13 protein-coding genes and 2 pseudogenes are annotated in these 17,043 nt (G+C 44.2%); 7 read left to right on the top strand and 8 right to left on the bottom strand.

From position 1 onward, the window contains the following. A pseudogene (locus C7R93_RS20300) lies at positions 1-463 on the top strand (hypothetical protein); the annotation flags it as partial. A 142-nt stretch (positions 464-605) separates the two neighbouring features. On the opposite strand, the gene C7R93_RS20295 reads toward C7R93_RS20300, so the two are convergent. After that, positions 606-1,217 carry a DedA family protein gene (locus C7R93_RS20295; RefSeq protein ID WP_106840518.1) on the bottom strand — a complete coding sequence of 204 codons (612 nt, stop codon included), beginning with the start codon at positions 1,215-1,217 and terminating at the stop codon, positions 606-608. Positions 1,218-1,339: 122 nt separating this feature from the next. Here C7R93_RS20295 and C7R93_RS20290 point away from each other — a divergent pair, with 122 nt between their 5' ends. From C7R93_RS20290 to C7R93_RS20280, 3 genes are all read left to right on the top strand, one after another. Next, positions 1,340-2,197 carry a helix-turn-helix domain-containing protein gene (locus C7R93_RS20290; protein ID WP_106840517.1) on the top strand — a complete coding sequence of 286 codons (858 nt, stop codon included), beginning with the start codon at positions 1,340-1,342 and terminating at the stop codon, positions 2,195-2,197. A gap of 79 nt (positions 2,198-2,276) precedes the next feature. Further along, positions 2,277-3,755, top strand: coding sequence for an amidase (locus C7R93_RS20285; RefSeq protein WP_106840516.1), 1,479 nt, complete (start codon positions 2,277-2,279; stop codon positions 3,753-3,755). 91 nt (positions 3,756-3,846) lie between these two features. Continuing rightward, a complete protein-coding gene (locus tag C7R93_RS20280; protein WP_106840515.1) occupies positions 3,847-5,268 on the top strand; it encodes a DUF1254 domain-containing protein in 1,422 nt (473 codons plus the stop codon). Positions 5,269-5,322: 54 nt separating this feature from the next. Here C7R93_RS20280 and C7R93_RS20275 read toward each other — a convergent pair whose 3' ends face one another. Genes C7R93_RS20275 through proV form a run of 3 tightly spaced genes read right to left on the bottom strand, consistent with a single transcriptional unit; the run spans position 5,323 to position 8,335 of the window. Beyond that, positions 5,323-6,249, bottom strand: coding sequence for a glycine betaine ABC transporter substrate-binding protein (locus C7R93_RS20275; RefSeq protein WP_106840520.1), 927 nt, complete (start codon positions 6,247-6,249; stop codon positions 5,323-5,325). Positions 6,250-6,266: 17 nt separating this feature from the next. Continuing rightward, positions 6,267-7,112, bottom strand: coding sequence for an ABC transporter permease (locus C7R93_RS20270; protein ID WP_106840514.1), 846 nt, complete (start codon positions 7,110-7,112; stop codon positions 6,267-6,269). Continuing rightward, positions 7,109-8,335, bottom strand: coding sequence for a glycine betaine/L-proline ABC transporter ATP-binding protein ProV (proV, locus tag C7R93_RS20265; protein ID WP_106840513.1), 1,227 nt, complete (start codon positions 8,333-8,335; stop codon positions 7,109-7,111). The genes C7R93_RS20270 and proV overlap by 4 nt, the downstream gene beginning before the upstream one ends. 258 nt (positions 8,336-8,593) lie before the next feature. Between proV and C7R93_RS20260 the strand changes: the two genes are divergently transcribed. Beyond that, complete coding sequence (locus tag C7R93_RS20260; RefSeq protein WP_106840512.1) at positions 8,594-9,142, top strand: GbsR/MarR family transcriptional regulator; 549 nt, start codon at positions 8,594-8,596, stop codon at positions 9,140-9,142. 217 nt (positions 9,143-9,359) lie between these two features. Further along, complete coding sequence (locus C7R93_RS20255; RefSeq protein WP_106840511.1) at positions 9,360-9,917, top strand: cysteine hydrolase family protein; 558 nt, start codon at positions 9,360-9,362, stop codon at positions 9,915-9,917. A gap of 88 nt (positions 9,918-10,005) precedes the next feature. Here C7R93_RS20255 and C7R93_RS20250 read toward each other — a convergent pair whose 3' ends face one another. The 3 genes from C7R93_RS20250 to C7R93_RS20240 form a co-directional block, all read right to left on the bottom strand. Next, complete coding sequence (locus tag C7R93_RS20250; protein ID WP_106840510.1) at positions 10,006-11,232, bottom strand: chloride channel protein; 1,227 nt, start codon at positions 11,230-11,232, stop codon at positions 10,006-10,008. Between the two features lie 210 nt (positions 11,233-11,442). After that, the gene (locus C7R93_RS20245; protein WP_244191597.1) at positions 11,443-12,603 is read right to left on the bottom strand and encodes a response regulator; all 1,161 of its coding nucleotides are present in this window, start codon (positions 12,601-12,603) and stop codon (positions 11,443-11,445) included. Positions 12,604-12,783: 180 nt separating this feature from the next. Continuing rightward, positions 12,784-14,499 carry a methyl-accepting chemotaxis protein gene (locus tag C7R93_RS20240; RefSeq protein ID WP_106840509.1) on the bottom strand — a complete coding sequence of 572 codons (1,716 nt, stop codon included), beginning with the start codon at positions 14,497-14,499 and terminating at the stop codon, positions 12,784-12,786. A 726-nt stretch (positions 14,500-15,225) separates the two neighbouring features. Here C7R93_RS20240 and C7R93_RS20235 point away from each other — a divergent pair. Further along, positions 15,226-16,125 (top strand): ETX/MTX2 family pore-forming toxin, encoded by a 900-nt coding sequence (locus C7R93_RS20235; RefSeq protein WP_106840508.1) that lies wholly within the window; start codon positions 15,226-15,228, stop codon positions 16,123-16,125. A gap of 212 nt (positions 16,126-16,337) precedes the next feature. Here C7R93_RS20235 and C7R93_RS30080 read toward each other — a convergent pair. Further along, positions 16,338-17,043 (bottom strand): annotated as a pseudogene (locus tag C7R93_RS30080) (helix-turn-helix domain containing protein); the annotation flags it as partial.

The raw sequence follows: 17,043 nt of genomic DNA, 5'->3' as shown, positions 1-17,043 counted from the left end.
CGTTACAGGCGTTACAGGCGCGACGGGTACCATTTCCAGTGTTTTCGGTAACTTCTGGCTGTCCTCCGCTATCGATATCTCGCCAAATACGATCGTACCGCTTAATGTGGCGAATGCAGACAATTCACCTGGCTTTTTGTTCGCTGGAGGGCAAGTGACCGTACCCGCAAGCGGCATCTATCTCCTCAGCTATCGTGTAACTACTGCACAGGCGAGTGAAGTGTCATTCATTATAAGAAGGAATAGCGCCAATATTACGGCTTCTGCTGGAACCTCAAGCAGTGCGGATAGTGCAGACGATGGAAATGCATTCGGCATGGCAACCTCTTTCACCCGATTAGTAGCAGGTGACATCGTAGACCTATTCCGTACTGGAGGTAATGCAGACCAGTTTTTGCAAAGCTTCGCAGACGGAACGACGACGGTAACCGGCTTCCTCACTTTAGTGAAGATTGCCGACTAATGAAAACATAAATTTTTACGCCACTCGGAGCAGCAGCTACGACTAGGTCCTAGCTGTCGTTGCGAGTGAAACTCTTGCTACGGACAAGCCTGCCTCCCCACTAAAGATAGCATGGCGATCAGCAGGAACTAATGCTTGTTCCTTATGTCCTTGTGTCGCGCCTGTACCTGATCCAAATATAAACCATCATTCCAATCGCCGAACCGATTAGCAAAAATGTGATGCCGTAATGACGTATATAAACGACGACCTTGAGCCACTCTTTCTCAAGCGCCTGTCCCAACAGTAAAAAAGTGACACTCCAAAGTAATGCGCCGGCATAAGCAAAAAAAGCGAATCGGCGAAACCCCATCGCAGAGACTCCTGCCAAATAGGCGGTAATATGACGTACGCCAGGCAAAAAATAGCCGATGAGCAACAAGTATGGACCGTACTTGGCAAAAAGCTTTTGGGTTGACTCTATTTTTTTCGGCGTAATATGCAAGTAGGGTCCAACCTTCATAAGCAGCGGCAGCCCCCACTTCCACGCGATCACATAGCTGATCGTAATCCCTACTGCCGCTCCCAAAAAGGCGCTTAGCATCGTAAACGGCATGTGCAAAACACCGCGGGAAACCGCATAGCCAGCGTACGTCATCAGTACCTCATCAGGTATGGGGAGCCCTACAACACCAAGCGTGAGCGAAAAAAAGATGCCGACATATCCATATTTCATCAAAAAAAGATCCAGATGCTGCTCCACGGCTACCTCCAATAATGTTGTCCTACTTCATTGTATTCTCTCCCTATTCTTTGGCATTCTGGCTTTTTTACAAAAATTCAGGTCAGGGCATATGGTATCCTAAAAAGATCTTATTTTCTTTTTCAGGTGACGCTATGAACTATATGGAACAAATAACCTATGCCCTCTCTTTTATCGAAAAACAGTTAACGGAAAAAGTAACACTCGATGAAGTGGCATCAGCCGCTGGATATTCCAAGTACCATTTTCAACGGCTGTTTTTTCACGTGACAGGAGAAACGGTCGGCCAATACATTTCGAAGAGACGCTTGACCGAGGCTGCCAAAGCACTGTCGCTCGAACAAAAGAGCGTGACAGAGGTCGCCTTTACATACGGCTTTGATTCCCACGAAGCCTTTACTCGCGCCTTTACGAAACGCTTTGGCCTGCCTCCTTCTGCTCTTCGCCGATCAGGAAAAATGCCGCGATACACGATGTTAGAGCGCATCGAGCTACCTTATATGGAAAATATTCAGCTGCAATCGATTGAGCCCGTCTATGTCCCAGCCCATGAAGAACTGAACCTGGTAGGCTACTCCTCCGCTACCCATTCGACAGCAGATATTGTCCATTGCTGGAAGCACTTGGGGCAGAAAATCGCCATGCAAAAGAACCAGAAGCGTTATGGTGTCATTCGCTACCCGGATGCTTTTGGGCTTTCATTGAACTTTGCCTATTTTGCTGGCATACACATTCTGGATCATGCTGGCACAAACAGACTGGAATCGCTGACCCTGCCTGCATCTGGTTATCTTGTCTTCCCTCACAAAGGTTCGGTGCAAAATCTCAAGCTGACGTATCAATACATATACGGGAGCTGGATGACACACGCATCCGCGTCCGACCAGCTCTACGCCCGCTATGATTTTGAATACTACGACCATCGTTTTCTCGGAAATGACCATCCTGATTCGCTTTGCTTCATTTATATTCCCGTTCTGGCCAGAGAATAGTTGGTGGCGGTTCGCATTTTCGATCAAGTTTTCCTCTTTTTCCTGTCGTACGCTGGACGTATGAAAAGGAGTGAATCGAATGAAAGAACTGACCTATTTGACTGCGACAGAGATGGGCACATGGATTCGCGAGCGGAAAATAAGCGCCGAGGAAGCCACCCGGCACACCTTTAAGAGAATCGCCTCCCTTAATGGCAAAATGAACGCTATCGTCGCTTATGACGAGCAGGCTGCTCTCGAATCCGCCAAGCAAGCGGACAAAGAAATGGCAGAAGGACACTATCGAGGGCCCCTACACGGTGTGCCGATCACTATCAAGGATTCCTTTGCTACAACCGGACTCCCCACTACTTCTGGCTTCTCCCCTCTCAAAGGCTACATTCCGCAACACGACGCAGCCATCGTCAGACGACTGAAGCAGGCAGGAGCCGTTTTGATCGGCAAAACGAATGTCTCTACCCTGCTCATGGATATCCAAGCAGACAACGATATTTACGGTCGGACGAATAATCCGTGGAATCAGGAGAGAACTTCGGGAGGTAGCAGCGGAGGCTCGGCAGCTGCAGTTGCCGCAGGGCTTTCTTATTTGGATATCGGGAGTGATATCGGGGGATCGTTGCGCCTCCCCGCTCATTATTGTGGCGTGTTCAGCTTGAAGCCAACAGAAGGAGCCGTTCCGGCAACAGGACACATGCCCGGCTTTGAAGGAATGTCTGATTATACTTCGTCTCGTCACCTGGCCTGCTATGGGCCTATAGCCCGTTCGATCGAAGACCTGGAAGTGGCGTTTTCCATCATTAGTGACGGAAACGGCAACGCTGGCCTGCCTCATGGACCACAAGTCTTGCCCCCTCCCCCCAAGGAGAAGCCCCTGTACATTCGCTGGATGGAGGAGCTGCCCGGCTACCCGACGAGTCGAGCCATTCGAGATCAGTTGCGTCGCTTTGTCAAAGAGCTGGAGCAACAAGGCATGCGCGTAGAACAAGTAGCGACACCACCCCTGGATGTACGCAAAACTTGGGAAACATGGGGAAAAATGATCGATGCGGAGTTAAACTCTACTACGCCTTCACTTCTTCGAGGTTTGGCTCATCTCATAACGATGCCGATTTATCGCCAGATTCCTTCGGCTACCATGCTCATCCCGCTGACGTTCAAAAACTACATGCGTGTCTTAACTATTCGGGAGCAGCTCATTCTCAGCTTCGAGCAATTCATGGCCGACTGTGACTTGTTCTTGTGTCCAGTCAGCTGCACGACTGCTTTCCCTCATCTGGAAAAGTCGAGAATGTGGGGCTATAAGCCGATATACACCAAACCGCTTTACGTAGACGAGAGCCCGCAAAACTACTGGGCCGCTACTACTTTTTATACGAGTCTGTTTAATGTAACAGGGAGTCCGGTCGTGACGATGCCGATCGGTTTTGATGAGCAAGGTCTTCCCATTGGCATACAGTGTGTAGGCAAGCGATGGCGTGATAGGGAATTGCTACAGGGAGCGTCGAGATTGTATGCGACCTGCCCAGAGTGGCGGGCGCCTGAAATTTCTGTGGAGTAATAAAATATTCCAGCCCAGCTTGCATAAAGCCCCATTCCTATGAAGAAAACTACCAGTGCGAACCCCATTTCTGGTAATGAGGAGGGGCTTTATGCTTCCATTCTTAAAAAAACGCCTGACACTGATCGTTTCCCTGCTGTGCATGACGCTTCACCTGTCCGGCTTGTCGTATGCAAAAGAGACAACAAACGCTCCATCTACCCAACAATCACCTCTCTCCCTATCAAAATCGTTTCTTCAATCGCAGGAGAGGCTTGCCTACTCGCTCGGCATTCAAGCATACATCTACGGCTATCCATTAGTGATGTCCGCGAAAACGATGGAAGACATGGTCAAAAATCGGGCACCGATCAACCAGTTTTATTATGCGGACACACTCGCTTCCCCTGCTTATCGGGATATCGTGACGCCGAACTCCGATACCCTTTATATGAGCGCATGGCTGGATTTGTCAGAGACGCCCGTCCGCTTGACTGTCCCCGCCAATCCGCAAAACCGCTACTATACCGTGCAAATGCTGGATGCCTACACGAATACGTTCCGCAATGTCTCCAATCGTTCCACCAAGCAGCAGACCGGACAATATATTATTGCAAGCCCACAATGGAAAGGCCCTACCCCTGCCCATATACCTGTGATCTACGCCCCTACGAATACCGTCTGGCTCATTGGCCGTGTCGAGGTAAAGGGTGAGACTGATTTGCCGCAAGCTGTCTCGTTCGAAAAGCAAATCGCGATTGCCCCTGTCCATCCAAAATTGCAAACGGCACATATTCCCGAAACACTTCCCCCTGATGTGCTGTCGTCCCTTTCCTTTTTTCAAGTCATGACGAAATGGATCCAGGGCAATCCTCCGCCCGAATGTGATCGCGTGCTGCTCGATCAATTCACACAAGCCGGGATCGACGTCCAAAAGGGCTTTGATCCGTCCGATCTCGGCCCTGCCAAACTCGCGGGTCTACAACGTGCCTTACTGGATGCTCCCACCATCGTGCAAAATGGCTTTCCCGGCTACACTACCTTCCGTAATGGATGGGGCGCCTTTTCCCCCATCGGTACATATGGAAACCAGTTTCTCGCCCGTTCCTTTATCGCCTATTCCGGTATAGGGGCCAATGTACCGAGCGAGGAAGCCTATTATCGTGCGTTGACAGATGGCGGAGGCAAACCGCTTACGGGAGCGAAAAGCTATAGGCTCCATTTTACAAAGGAACAGCTGCCCAAGACATCTGCTTTCTGGTCGATCAACGTCTATGACAACGAGCTGTTTTTAGCCAAAACAGCGGCCGATCGCGCATCGGTTCGCAGCAACACAGGAACGCTTGCGTACAATCCGGATGGCTCCCTCGATCTGTATTTGCAACAGCAACCGCCCAAAGGCAAGGAAGGCAACTGGCTCCCGCTCCCCGAAGGCGAGTTCAATCTCGTTTTACGGGTATTTGCACCGGAACCTTCCACGCTGGGCAAACCACATGCTTGGCCCGCAGTCATGGAAAGAAAGCCCGTACAATAACACAGCGACAAAGGCACCACCTCATCGTGAGGGGTGCCTTTCTTATTGAGCTTGTTACTTCTTCAAATCTTCAATGGAGTTGATCTCCATATAGGTTGGAACAGCCAAGCCGAGCTTGGTTCCTTGCAGGTTCGGACCGAGGTCTTCCACGTCTTTCCCCAGCTTTTCCATGTAGTCTGCGTGCGTGGTTGGCAGCCAAGCTGCTACCATTCCATCCACATCGCCGTTCGATACACCTACCCACATCGGGCCAGCTTCTACTTGGCTCAGCTCCACCTTATATTTCAGCTTTTGCTCCAGAACCGTCTTCACCACATTCGTGCTGGCGATCTCAGAATCCCAAGCGACGTAGGCGAGCGTCAATTTTTTACCTTCCGCAGGCTGGATGCCTTCTACCCACTTGTTGACGGCAGCTTCATTGTTTTTCACCCATTCGGCTGCTGCCTCATCTGGCTTCTTGCCGCTCGCGATATCGAGCATCACTTTTTCCATATCCTCAGGTGTCCACGAAAACTTGTCGAGGAATGCATAAGCACTTGGGTGCTCCTCCTTCAGTCCTTTTCGCACGATGGTATGAATCTGTTCATCCTTTCCAAAAGTTCCTTTCGGGTCTTCGAGGTATTTCATCTCGAACTTGGAGAACATCCAGTGCGGTGTCCAGCCTGTCACGATAATCGGCTTTTTGTCTTTGTAGGCTTGTGTCAGTGCTGCCGTCATCGCTGCACTGGAGCCCTCTACCAGTTCCCAATCTTTCAGATCGTAGTCTTTCATGGCTTTTTCGGTCGCTTTCATCAGACCAGCACCAGGATCGATTCCGATAATTTTATGATCCACTTGTGCTCCAACGCTATTCGGTGCAGACGTACCCGTATTGCCCTCGGCAGGCTGATTTCCTTGCGGTGTTCCCGCGGTTGAACATCCTGCCATCACCATGCTGAGTCCGAGTGCTACTGCCAGCCCTTTCAAGGTGCCTTTTTTCATTTTCATGAAAACCCCTCCTATGCGTTTTTTCTCTTACCCACACTTTGTGTGAGACGATCCAGTAGAATCGCCAAAATAACGATGGCCAGTCCCGCCTCAAAGCCTTCACCAATCTTGATTTGTGTTACAGCACGATACACGTCAGCCCCCAAGCCTTTCGCCCCAATCATCGAGGCAATCACGACCATGGACAGCGCGAGCATAATGCTCTGGTTAATCCCGGCCATCATCGTCGTCTTGGCAATCGGCAGCTGTACCTTCGTCAGCTTTTGCCAGTAGGTAGAACCGAACGCTTCAGAAGCCTCGATCAGATCGGCAGGAACTTGACGAATTCCCAGGTTGGTCAGACGAATCGTCGGTGGCATCGCAAAAATGACAGAAGCGATAACCCCCGGTACTTTACCAAGTCCGAAGAAAAAGATGGCAGGAATCAAATAGACAAATGCCGGCATCGTCTGCATGAAATCAAGCAGCGGTGTGACGACCTTTTGTACCGACTCGTTCTTCGCGCACCAGATACCGACGGGAATCCCGATAATGATGGAGATCAAGCCTGCGGTCAATACTAACGCAAGTGTTTCCATTGAATGCTCCCAATAACCCAGATTCTGAATCAAAAGAAGTCCAATGAAGGTAAAAAGAGCAATTGCCACTTTGCCAGCGCGATACGCCAGCAACGTAAACAAAATGATCAAGACCCAAAACGGCAGTCCTGTGAGAATCCACGAAAACAAATCCACGGTTCCACCGATTCCAGCCGAGATGAAATCAAATACAAAGCCCAAATTCTCTTCCAGTCCATCTACAATCGTCTCTATCCAACTGTCGAGCGGCAGCTTCGGCAAAAGTTGATTTTGGCTCATGATGGATTCACCTGCCCCTCTTCATTCGTTGGCTCTGGATTATGCTGATTCACTTTTCCTGCCAGACCACCCAAGACGGCTCCTTTTACAATCACGCCCAGAAGGCGATTTTGTTCCCCTGTAACCGCCACAGGAATATCGGAAAACGCAACGAGGTCGAACATCTCATTCAGAAGCGTCTGCGGTCCGACAGTCGGCACCTCGGTTCGCAATGCTGATTCCAGTGTCTGCCCTGCTTCCTTGGCTCCGTTTACCGCGTCTGCCGTCAGCACACCCAGCAATGTTTTTCGCTTATCGACTACGTACAGACTTGATACGCCGCGGTCTCGCATCAGTTGCAATGCGACGCGAGGTCCTTTGTCCAGTGTGATCGTTTCCGCCCGCTTCATGACATTTTCAGCGGACAACACCTTGGAACGATCCACATCCTCTACAAAGCGTTCTACGTATTCATTTGCCGGATTCGTCATGATCTCTTCCGGGGTACCAATCTGCACGACCGCACCATCCTTCATCAAGGCGATCCGATCCCCGATCTTCAATGCTTCATCCAGATCATGCGTAATGAAAATAATGGTCTTCTGCATGGTGCTTTGCAGTTCCAACAGCTCATCCTGCATGTCCTTGCGAATCAACGGGTCCAAGGCACTGAAGGCCTCGTCCATCAACAGCACATCTGGCTCATTCGCGAGTGCACGAGCCAGCCCCACACGCTGCTGCATCCCGCCACTCAACTGATCCGGGTAGCTTGCTTCCCAACCGCCGAGTCCGACGAGTGCGAGTGACTTTTTCGCTTTTGCCTCTCTCTCGGCTTTTGGCATCCCTTGAATCTCCAGACCGTACTCCGCATTTTCGAGTACTGTTCTGTGAGGGAACAAGGCGAACTTTTGAAATACCATGCCCAGCTTCTTTCTTCTTACGTCCTGTAACTGCTCGGTGTTCATACTGACGATATCCGTACCGTCAATCAGGATTCTGCCTTCTGTTGGCTCAATCAACCGGTTCAACAATCGAACCAAGGTCGACTTCCCGCTTCCCGAAAGCCCCATGATGACGAAAATTTCGCCTGCATGCACCTCAAAACTCGCTTGGTTCACCCCAAGGGTAAGACCCGTTTCCTTCAATATCTCTTGCTTGGTCTTCCCCTGCTTCACCTGGGACAATGCGCGTTGGGGTTGGCGTCCAAAGATTTTGGTCAAATTCTCTACTTTGATCTTGGGCATGATGTCACCTCCAACTTTCTGCCCGTATCCGGACTGTTCTTTACCCTTACAATTGTAACCAGCGATTTTTTTTACCTCAAACTGGATGAGGAATGATAATCCGTCATTTTCAGCGTTCAGAAAAAACTTTACGTACTTTACTTCCGGTATTCTCAGTTTATCACGTATATACTGTACAATATCTCCATTTACTTTTTGCTTTTGGGGACGTACAATTCTATTCAGGTTACTATGACTAGAGGAGCTGCTTTTTTCAAAATGGATACCAATCAGGAAAAAATCCTCGAAAAAGCTCAGGAACGCGTGATTGAAACGCTGGCTCGCAACATGGATTTGTATGGCATTACCATGTCAACGGGACTGCTGTATGGCACGTTGCTATTTCAGGACAAGTCAATGACACTCGATGAAATGGGCGAAGCGCTCGGTATGAGCAAAACCAGCATGAGCACCGGTGTCCGCACATTGATGGATTTAAATATGGTAGAAAAGATATGGAAAAAAGGGACACGGAAGGATCATTACGAGGTTAATCTGGATTGGTACCAGAACTTCATCGACCTCTTTTCCGTGAAGTGGCGACACGCCTGTGAACATAATGTACACGCCTTGAAAAAGTCGCTTCAGGAGCTTCGCACCCTCCAACAAACAGAAGAGCTTACGGAAGAAATTAGCGAGCGAGTTGACCTTAGTATCAAGCGCATTGAAAATGGGTTGGAATATTATCTGTGGCTGTCCCGTTTGATCGACTCCTTCGAATCACATGATATCTTTCAGTTTGTACCGAAAAAGGAAAATGAATCATAAGAAGTTCGCAATCGAAAAAGACTCGTTCCTTATCACCTAGGAATGAGTCTTTTTTGTGGTACAATTATCCAGAGCGACATCCACGCTCTCCTACGATGAAAGGAGTGGTCTGTAATGAAAAAGGACATGAAACAACATTCTTATAAAGCTGTGCTTGTACCAAACAACCAAAGAGGGGGACACCAACACTAGCCCCCTACCCTGAGGAGGAAATGGATTGATCCGTAAAACAGCTCTACTGATTATTGATGCACAATTAGGTATTATCGAAGGACAATTTGGTCCTGTTTTTCAACCGACTACATTTGTCCAAACATTGAAAAAAGTACGAGAAGTTGCCTACAGCAAGGATATTCCTGTGCTGTATGTTCAGGATGCGGATGTCGGAGAAGTCGGTTCAGACGACTATGCCATCCATCCTGAGATTGCCCCTCTGCCATCAGAAACGGTGATTCAAAAACTGGCGACAGACTCGTTTCACGGAACTGACCTGCATGAAAAACTACAAGCACTCGGGATTAACCACCTTGTGATCATGGGGTGCAAAACCGAGTTTTGTATCGACAGCGCCTGCCGCAAAGCGACGACACTCGGCTACGATGTGACGTTGGTCAAAGACGGACACTCTACATCGGACAATGAGGTACTGTCAGCGGAACAGATCATCGCCCATCACAATACGTGCTTGCATGGATTGGGAAATATTGAGCCATTTATTTTAGTGCGGGAATCAACGGAAGATGTCTTCACCCCTACCCATGATTCTTACCGGTAAGATATTAATGAACTTTTGAAACCGTCTAAGTGAACTGCACCCCAATTGTTAGACACAACTAACGATTGGAGGTGTAGTTCCATGTTCCTTACAATCTCCATTTCAACTTTACTAAATACATCGGCAAAAATGCTGCAATCAGCATGGGTACAATTAACTTTACGGGAAAGATCATGACGAAAATCAATAAAACGGCGATTGGCTTTTGAAGTACTGCACTTGTGAGTGATGTGGTGACAACCGTAATGGATGTTACGGGATCGATTGGGAATAGCAACGCAATTCCATATCCGATACTTACCCCTGCGAAAATAATAGGAAATATATGTCCGCCACGCCAACCAGAAGCTAAACAAAATTCAGTTAAGAATAGCTTTACAATACCTATTGCCAACAGTAGATAAGCAGTCATATGGGGCCACTCTGCAACTAATTCTGTCAGCTGATGCTCTCCTGAAAATAACGTAATCGGAAGAACCGTTCCGATTACTCCTAGAACCAACCCACCCAGAACAGCTTTCACAACTTTATAATTTTCAAGTGGGTTAAATGCCTTATGAAGAACATACCCAAAAAACTCATATAATTTTGCCAGCAAAAATCCTATAAGGATAAGTGGGATGATGGCAATGATCTCTTGTGTACCGATTGTTGCGGAACCAAAATCGGCAATCGAAAATTGTCTGTTATCGATTTTGGATAATAAGATAAATACCAGAAAACCTGCAAGTGTAGTGAATGAATAGACAAGTACCTTGATCACCTTGATACGTTTTGGATCTTTTCTTTCTTCAAAGAATGTATTCGCTCCAAATAGCGGTGCCATAAAAATCATGCCAATTGTAGCCTCTACACTATACTCAATCATGATATTTCCATGTTCATTTACAGCCGTTCTTTTCTTAACGAAAGCTTTAATGACATCTCCTGCCCATGTAGCAAGACCACCAACAATACCGACTAGGGCTGCCTCGGGACCAAGGCTGGCTCCAAAAGAAAGAACACAAATGGCAGTTATCGCGTTCTGGTAACCGGAACTGTAATCAATTCTTTTTGTTGCCTTGAATTCTGCAACGACATCGTCCATTTTACGTGGGTAATTTCCAAAGTACTTTTGACATAAGCCTACTAAAATGCCTCCAATTAAACACACGACCAGGGTCCAGTTTTGAACATCGATCACACTCGGTAAATCAACCCATAGAATGCGAGTCGTTAAAGCAACAATCGCTAAAAAACACCATGTCAGAAGCCCTGTAATCCCTCCGATCATGATACTGTATACAATTAAACTTCCTAACCCTACATTTTTCATTCCTGCCCCACTTTCCTTCTTTGTACAGCTCTTGCTACTTTCTTATGGTGGGTTCACCCTTAATTGACATGATGCCTATCAGGTACATAACCTTGAAAATTAGTCATTTTCATGATAGTTAATTCGGGAATGTGGTTTTTCGTTTTTATTGCTAGTTCTTCACCTTTTTCTTTTGGGTTATTCGTTTCGACCTTAAGAGAATTGTCCGATTCAGTCCCTGTTTGGGAAATTCCTTTTATCGGTTTCTTTCTTCCAAGCCTCGTACCATTCAGTTATGTAAATACTCGGAAGAGAATTAAGCTCCTGTTCCCATCTAGTGGTCAGCAACTTGTACTGATTTTTTACAGCAGTATTATTGTCTAAAGAGGCGTACAGTTGCATTAAAATCATGTAGGAATCCTCTTCGAGCGGGTATAGCAGTTGTACTCGTTCATTGACCATCGTCGCCTCCAACACTCTTCCCTGCTCCAAATAAAATCTGCTCATCTTTTTTGCCAGTTGCAGCCACATTCTGCAGAGCCTTTCCCGCTCGTACTCCGCCCATAAATAGTCATACTCTCCAAGGTAATCGCCCGCATACATAGCAAGAACTTTTTCGTAAACATCAATACTTGAATGGGAAAGAGGGGGCAGATTCTTTATGTCCGCTTCCCATTCCTCCACATCTATCGTGGCAGAATCAATTGTGAGTTTATAGCCACGATCCATATTGCTTTTTTTAATCTCTATCGTTTTCAGGCCGTGAGATTTCAACGTTTGACGGATGAGGTAAATCGTCGTGTAGAGGAGTGTCCCCCCTTTGTTTTCATCACAGTCATGCCACAAGAGTTCTATGAGCGACTCTTTGTCAATCATTTTATTTCGATTATGCAACAAATAGAGAAATAACTCTCTGGATTTTACCGTCCTCCATTTTATCTCATTTGGTTCCTGATTCGGTATATGAAAGGCTAAAGAACGAAAACATTGGATGGAAAACAGTGATGTTTTCCATCTCCTTACGTCCTCGTGCGCTTTCGTGATCCTTTTCTGTAGACGATCTATCGTTTTTTTTAGGCGTGTAAGTTGAACAGGTTTAATAATATAGTCCAAAGCATTTAGTTCGAAAGCATCTACCGCGTACTCATCGTAGCCCGTCACAAAAACAATTTCCGGAGAGTGATCCAATCCCTGAAGCTGCTCACCTACTTCCAGACCACTTATGTCTGGCATGTTTATATCCAAAAAAACGACTTCTGGAAATAGACTTCTCGCTTGCTCGATCGCTTGCAGTGGATCCGTAAAGGTTCCGACTACTTGGATACAGCCCACTTCTTTTTCAAGCAAATCTTGCAGGTGCATCAATGAGAGTTTTGAATCATCTATCAGCATAGCCCTCAGTTTTGGTCCCTCCCGCGCGAATAAATATTCGCATATATATAAATACACATATACTTTATGAACAGATGAGAGGTTAAAAATCCAATTATTTGAAATATTGTAACTAATAAGATGAATACCGGTCCAATGTTGAAAAGCAAATAGAAATATGCTGTGGAGATCTCCCGCCTTTTAACTCAATATAAATCGTCTCGTCATTTCCTGTAACTCTTGTGCCATTTTATTTAGCTCTTGTGTGGCTGCTGTAACCTCTTCAACAGAAGCTAATTGCTCTTCTGAAGCGGCTGCTACTTGCTGTGAATGATCCCTCGACATCTTCGCGCTATTTTCCACCTCTGTTATAGAAGCACTCACCTGTTCCGAGCCGGCTGCCATTTGTTCTGAAGAAGCCGATACTTCTTCAATTTCAGAGGCGATATGTTCGATAACTTGAACAATTTGTTCAAAAGCCTCTTCTGCTCCCTGCACAGTGGCAACCCCATTTTCTACATCCTGCGTTCCTTTTTCCATGATAGCGACAGCAATAGTCGTTTCGTTTAGAATTTGATTAATGATATTATAGATATTTTCCGCTGATTCTTTCGACTGTTCAGCTAGCTTCCGCACTTCATCTGCCACTACTGAAAAGCCACGGCCATGCTCCCCTGCTCGTGCCGCTTCAATCGCAGCATTTAAGGATAGAAGGTTTGTCTGAGCGGCAATATCGGTAATTACTTCAATGATTTTTCCAATTTCATTCGAACGTAATCCCAATTGTTTGACTACTTCTGCTGATTCACCTACAGAAGATTGAATATCACGCATTTGCTGCATGGCTACTTGTACAATTCGATTTCCATTCTCCGCTTTTTTCATTGCTTCATGTGACTCTTGAGAAACAATAACGGACGTCTCAGCAATCTTGTTAATCCCAATCGCTATTTCTTCCATTGCACTTGCGCTTTCTTCCACTCCGTTTAATTGTGTTTCCGCTGCACTGGCTACTTCCTGAATGGCAAAAGCAATATTTTGGGTTGCCTCTGAGGTTTGCTCACTGCTAGCAGAAAGCTCTTGTGTACTTGCTGATAAACTTACAGCGCTATCGCTTACCTTTTTAATAATTCCTTGTAGTTGCGCTATCATATCGTTAAAATCAGCTGTTAATCTACCAATTTCATCTTTTGATTGATACGTCCCATATACCGTTAGATCCCCTTCTTTAGCCTTTTGCATTAACATCTGGATGTCTTGTAAAGGACGAGTAATCATACGGGAAAGGAATACACCCACACTAGAACATAAAGCCAGCGAGACTATCGTAAGTAATAGGATAATCCACGTTATCTGTACAACGGTCTCATCACCCGCTTCTTTCGTTTTTAAAGCTAAGTCTTGATTATATATGGTTAGTTCCTCTAAAACATTTTTAACTCTTTCACTAATTGGAGTTAACTTAGAGACATATAGTTGATACGCTTCTGCGTTGCGATTATTTTTTGCTAAATCTATAACCTCTTGCCGAACATCTCGGTATTCTCTTAATACCTGTTGAGACTCTGTTAATATTTGGCTTTCTTTTGCATCTGCATCCATTTGATTTAAATTGTGAAATACTTCATCTATTTGCTTTCGTTTTTCGAGAATCAAATTTTCGAGTTCTTTGTTTTTTTGCGGATCTGTTGCCAGCATGAGTCCAAGGATATAAGCGTCAACCTCCCTACTATTCACACTTAATTGACTTATCCATTGTGATGGAATAATCCTATTATTATACGTTTCATCCAGATATGTGTTTACTTTTTGGATGGAATAATACCCCGCACAACCAACGGTAATAAGGAAGATTGCTGCTATAAAAATCAATCCAAATATTTTTTTACTTACATTCCAATTTTTTATCAAATACATAAAAACAACCCCTTGTCCATAGTTACAATTCTTTCTCTCCAAATTAACAAGAGAAGATTGATGTCTTTTTATGATTCGTACAGCTTAGGATGAACCGTACAAAACAATTCTTTGTAACCATAATATCCCCCTTGATGTCTAATTTTCATTTCATCTGATTCTTTAGAATTAAACCTAGATCAGATCTTAAAATCTACCCATTAAACTCGAAACTGAAACCTCAAAAGTTTTAAGTTTAATGTTTACACAAATATAAAGAAAAGTTCAACTTTTATTTTTAGGAATTGAATTTCTTACCTTTATATTTGCAGAGCTTCTCGCTTCAGCCTTTCCTACCCGAAGGCTCGTCCTGGTACGATAAGCAGTTCTTCGCAAAAAACAGCCTTCTTTCTTGACTCAACTTCCGTATTTTTTAAGAGAATCGGCGCGTATAGGAGCAAGAAAGGCTGCCCCTATGACAATGCAGTCACGGAGGCAACTTTTAAACTGATCAAAGCAGAGTTTGTTAAGAATCGAAGGTGTGAGTCGCTGACACAGCTGAAACGAGAACTAGGAAAAGCGTGCAAAGCCGTCTTTCATCCTACTATTAAAACCGAAGGCTTGAACTTCGAATAGTAATATTTTTTCATCATAATCATGAAATTTTAATTACTCTGCAATAATTTTTGAGTAGTATACTTCGTTCTGTGGAACACATTTCCATAAAAATTCAAAGGAGTTGTTTGTATGAAGAAAAATGCGAAAATCACGAAATCAATCTTAGCTCTGACTGCAATTGCAACTTTGGGCACAGGACTTGCAAGTTCATTCCCAAATGTAGTAAGTGCTGCTCAAATTGAAACAAGATCACAAGAAGCAGCGGTACAAGATGTTTATGTGAACATAGATACTATGCTAGCCACTATTCCTTCTGGTATACCAGGTTTGGGGTCAAAGGGTTGGCACCGTACAGACCTTGTATATGGTAACCAATATTCTTTATCTGGAGTAAATATTCAGGAAAATAATGTTACAAACGTAGAGCCATTGTTTTTAGGTAGAAATACATTTACCAATACTACAGATCAAGACCAAACATATAATACCAGTACTTTTGAACAAGCAGTTACTACAGAAACGTCTACCTCAGTACAAGCTGGATTTACATCTTCAACAACGGTATCAGGAAAGGTTGGTATTCCTTTTGTAGCTGAAGGTGAAGTATCCGAAACTCTTGAATTTAATGTTTCTGATACAACTACAAATACGAAAAGTAAAACAAATACAATTGCAGCTCCTTCACAACCCGTTATCGTTCCAGCACATAAAACATACAGAACCGAAGTCTATTTTGAAAAGAAAAAAACTTCTGGTAATGTAGAATTGTACGCTGATGTACTTACAGGTGCACAAGATCCATTCACAAGAGAGGTACTTCCAGTAGGGTCAGCACTAGATAAGGCAAAAAACAAAAATGGTTTAACGAAATCTCCTAATGATCCAAATCAAGTTCGTTCAAAAGGAAAGGGAAAATTCGCTGTTGAATATGGTACAAATTTAATAGTAAAAACCTATGATGTAACTTCAGGTGCAAGATCAACTAATTCAGGTACTTTAGTAGATACTAAAGTCATTCCTTTGAAATAAAATGGGAATATTCAAGCAACCACTTATTTAAAATAAGTGGTTCTTGTCTTTAAACCTACTTTTTAAGATAGAACTTTGTATTGAACAGAACCATAGTTAGTATGTAGTGGCATGATTGTCTGGGGTTCATTAAGCTATATACAAACAAAACAGAAGTCTTAAATCAGACTTCTGTTTTTCGACGTAGAACAAATTGTAGCAAATGATTTTTTCTAGTAAGAATTATTAAAAACACAATTCCTAATAGCTAGAATTTCCTTAACATTTAATACTTCCGAAATATATATCGTAGGGATTGTAGATATTTTGTGTTGATAATTTGTAATAATAAAATCAAATTCCACGTCATCGGCTAATTCCCTATATAAACGTACATTATCTCCTAATCCTCTTTTCAACTTTGAATGGAGGACACTCTCTACTGCATTATTACCAGAAAACAAAAACAAAATATGTTTTCTGATAATAGAATTAAGAATGATGGTTGCATGTGTAGCAATAAATTCTATTTCATATTTGTTGAAAATTCCATCACAGGACACTTCATTCCAATGAGAAATCAAGGAAATATTCTTGTAATAGTCTTGCAATAAAATACTATTAATATTGTACAAAGGTTCAAAAATATAACCAATTGATAACTGGTTCTGATTATAAAGGTATATTTTGGACAAGTATAGATCCAAATTAAACATTAATTTATTCCTTACTACACTATCAGCACGATTACTTATTAAACGATCAATAAGTGTTAAGTAACTTTCATAAATTTTCGGATTAGATTCACTTAAATGTTTAATAGTTAATTCTTTCTGCTCACTTGTATTTTTCGTCACGAAATACATAAGCAATTTCATTGAATTTATTTCATTTTCATTTAATTTAATTTTAAAATAATTTTCAATCAATATAATAATA

This window comes from Brevibacillus fortis (genome assembly GCF_003013395.1).
GTDB classification, from domain to species: domain Bacteria; phylum Bacillota; class Bacilli; order Brevibacillales; family Brevibacillaceae; genus Brevibacillus; species Brevibacillus fortis.
The sequence above is the reverse complement of the archived record's forward strand: the minus strand, read 5'-3'. Positions and strand labels throughout refer to the sequence as shown.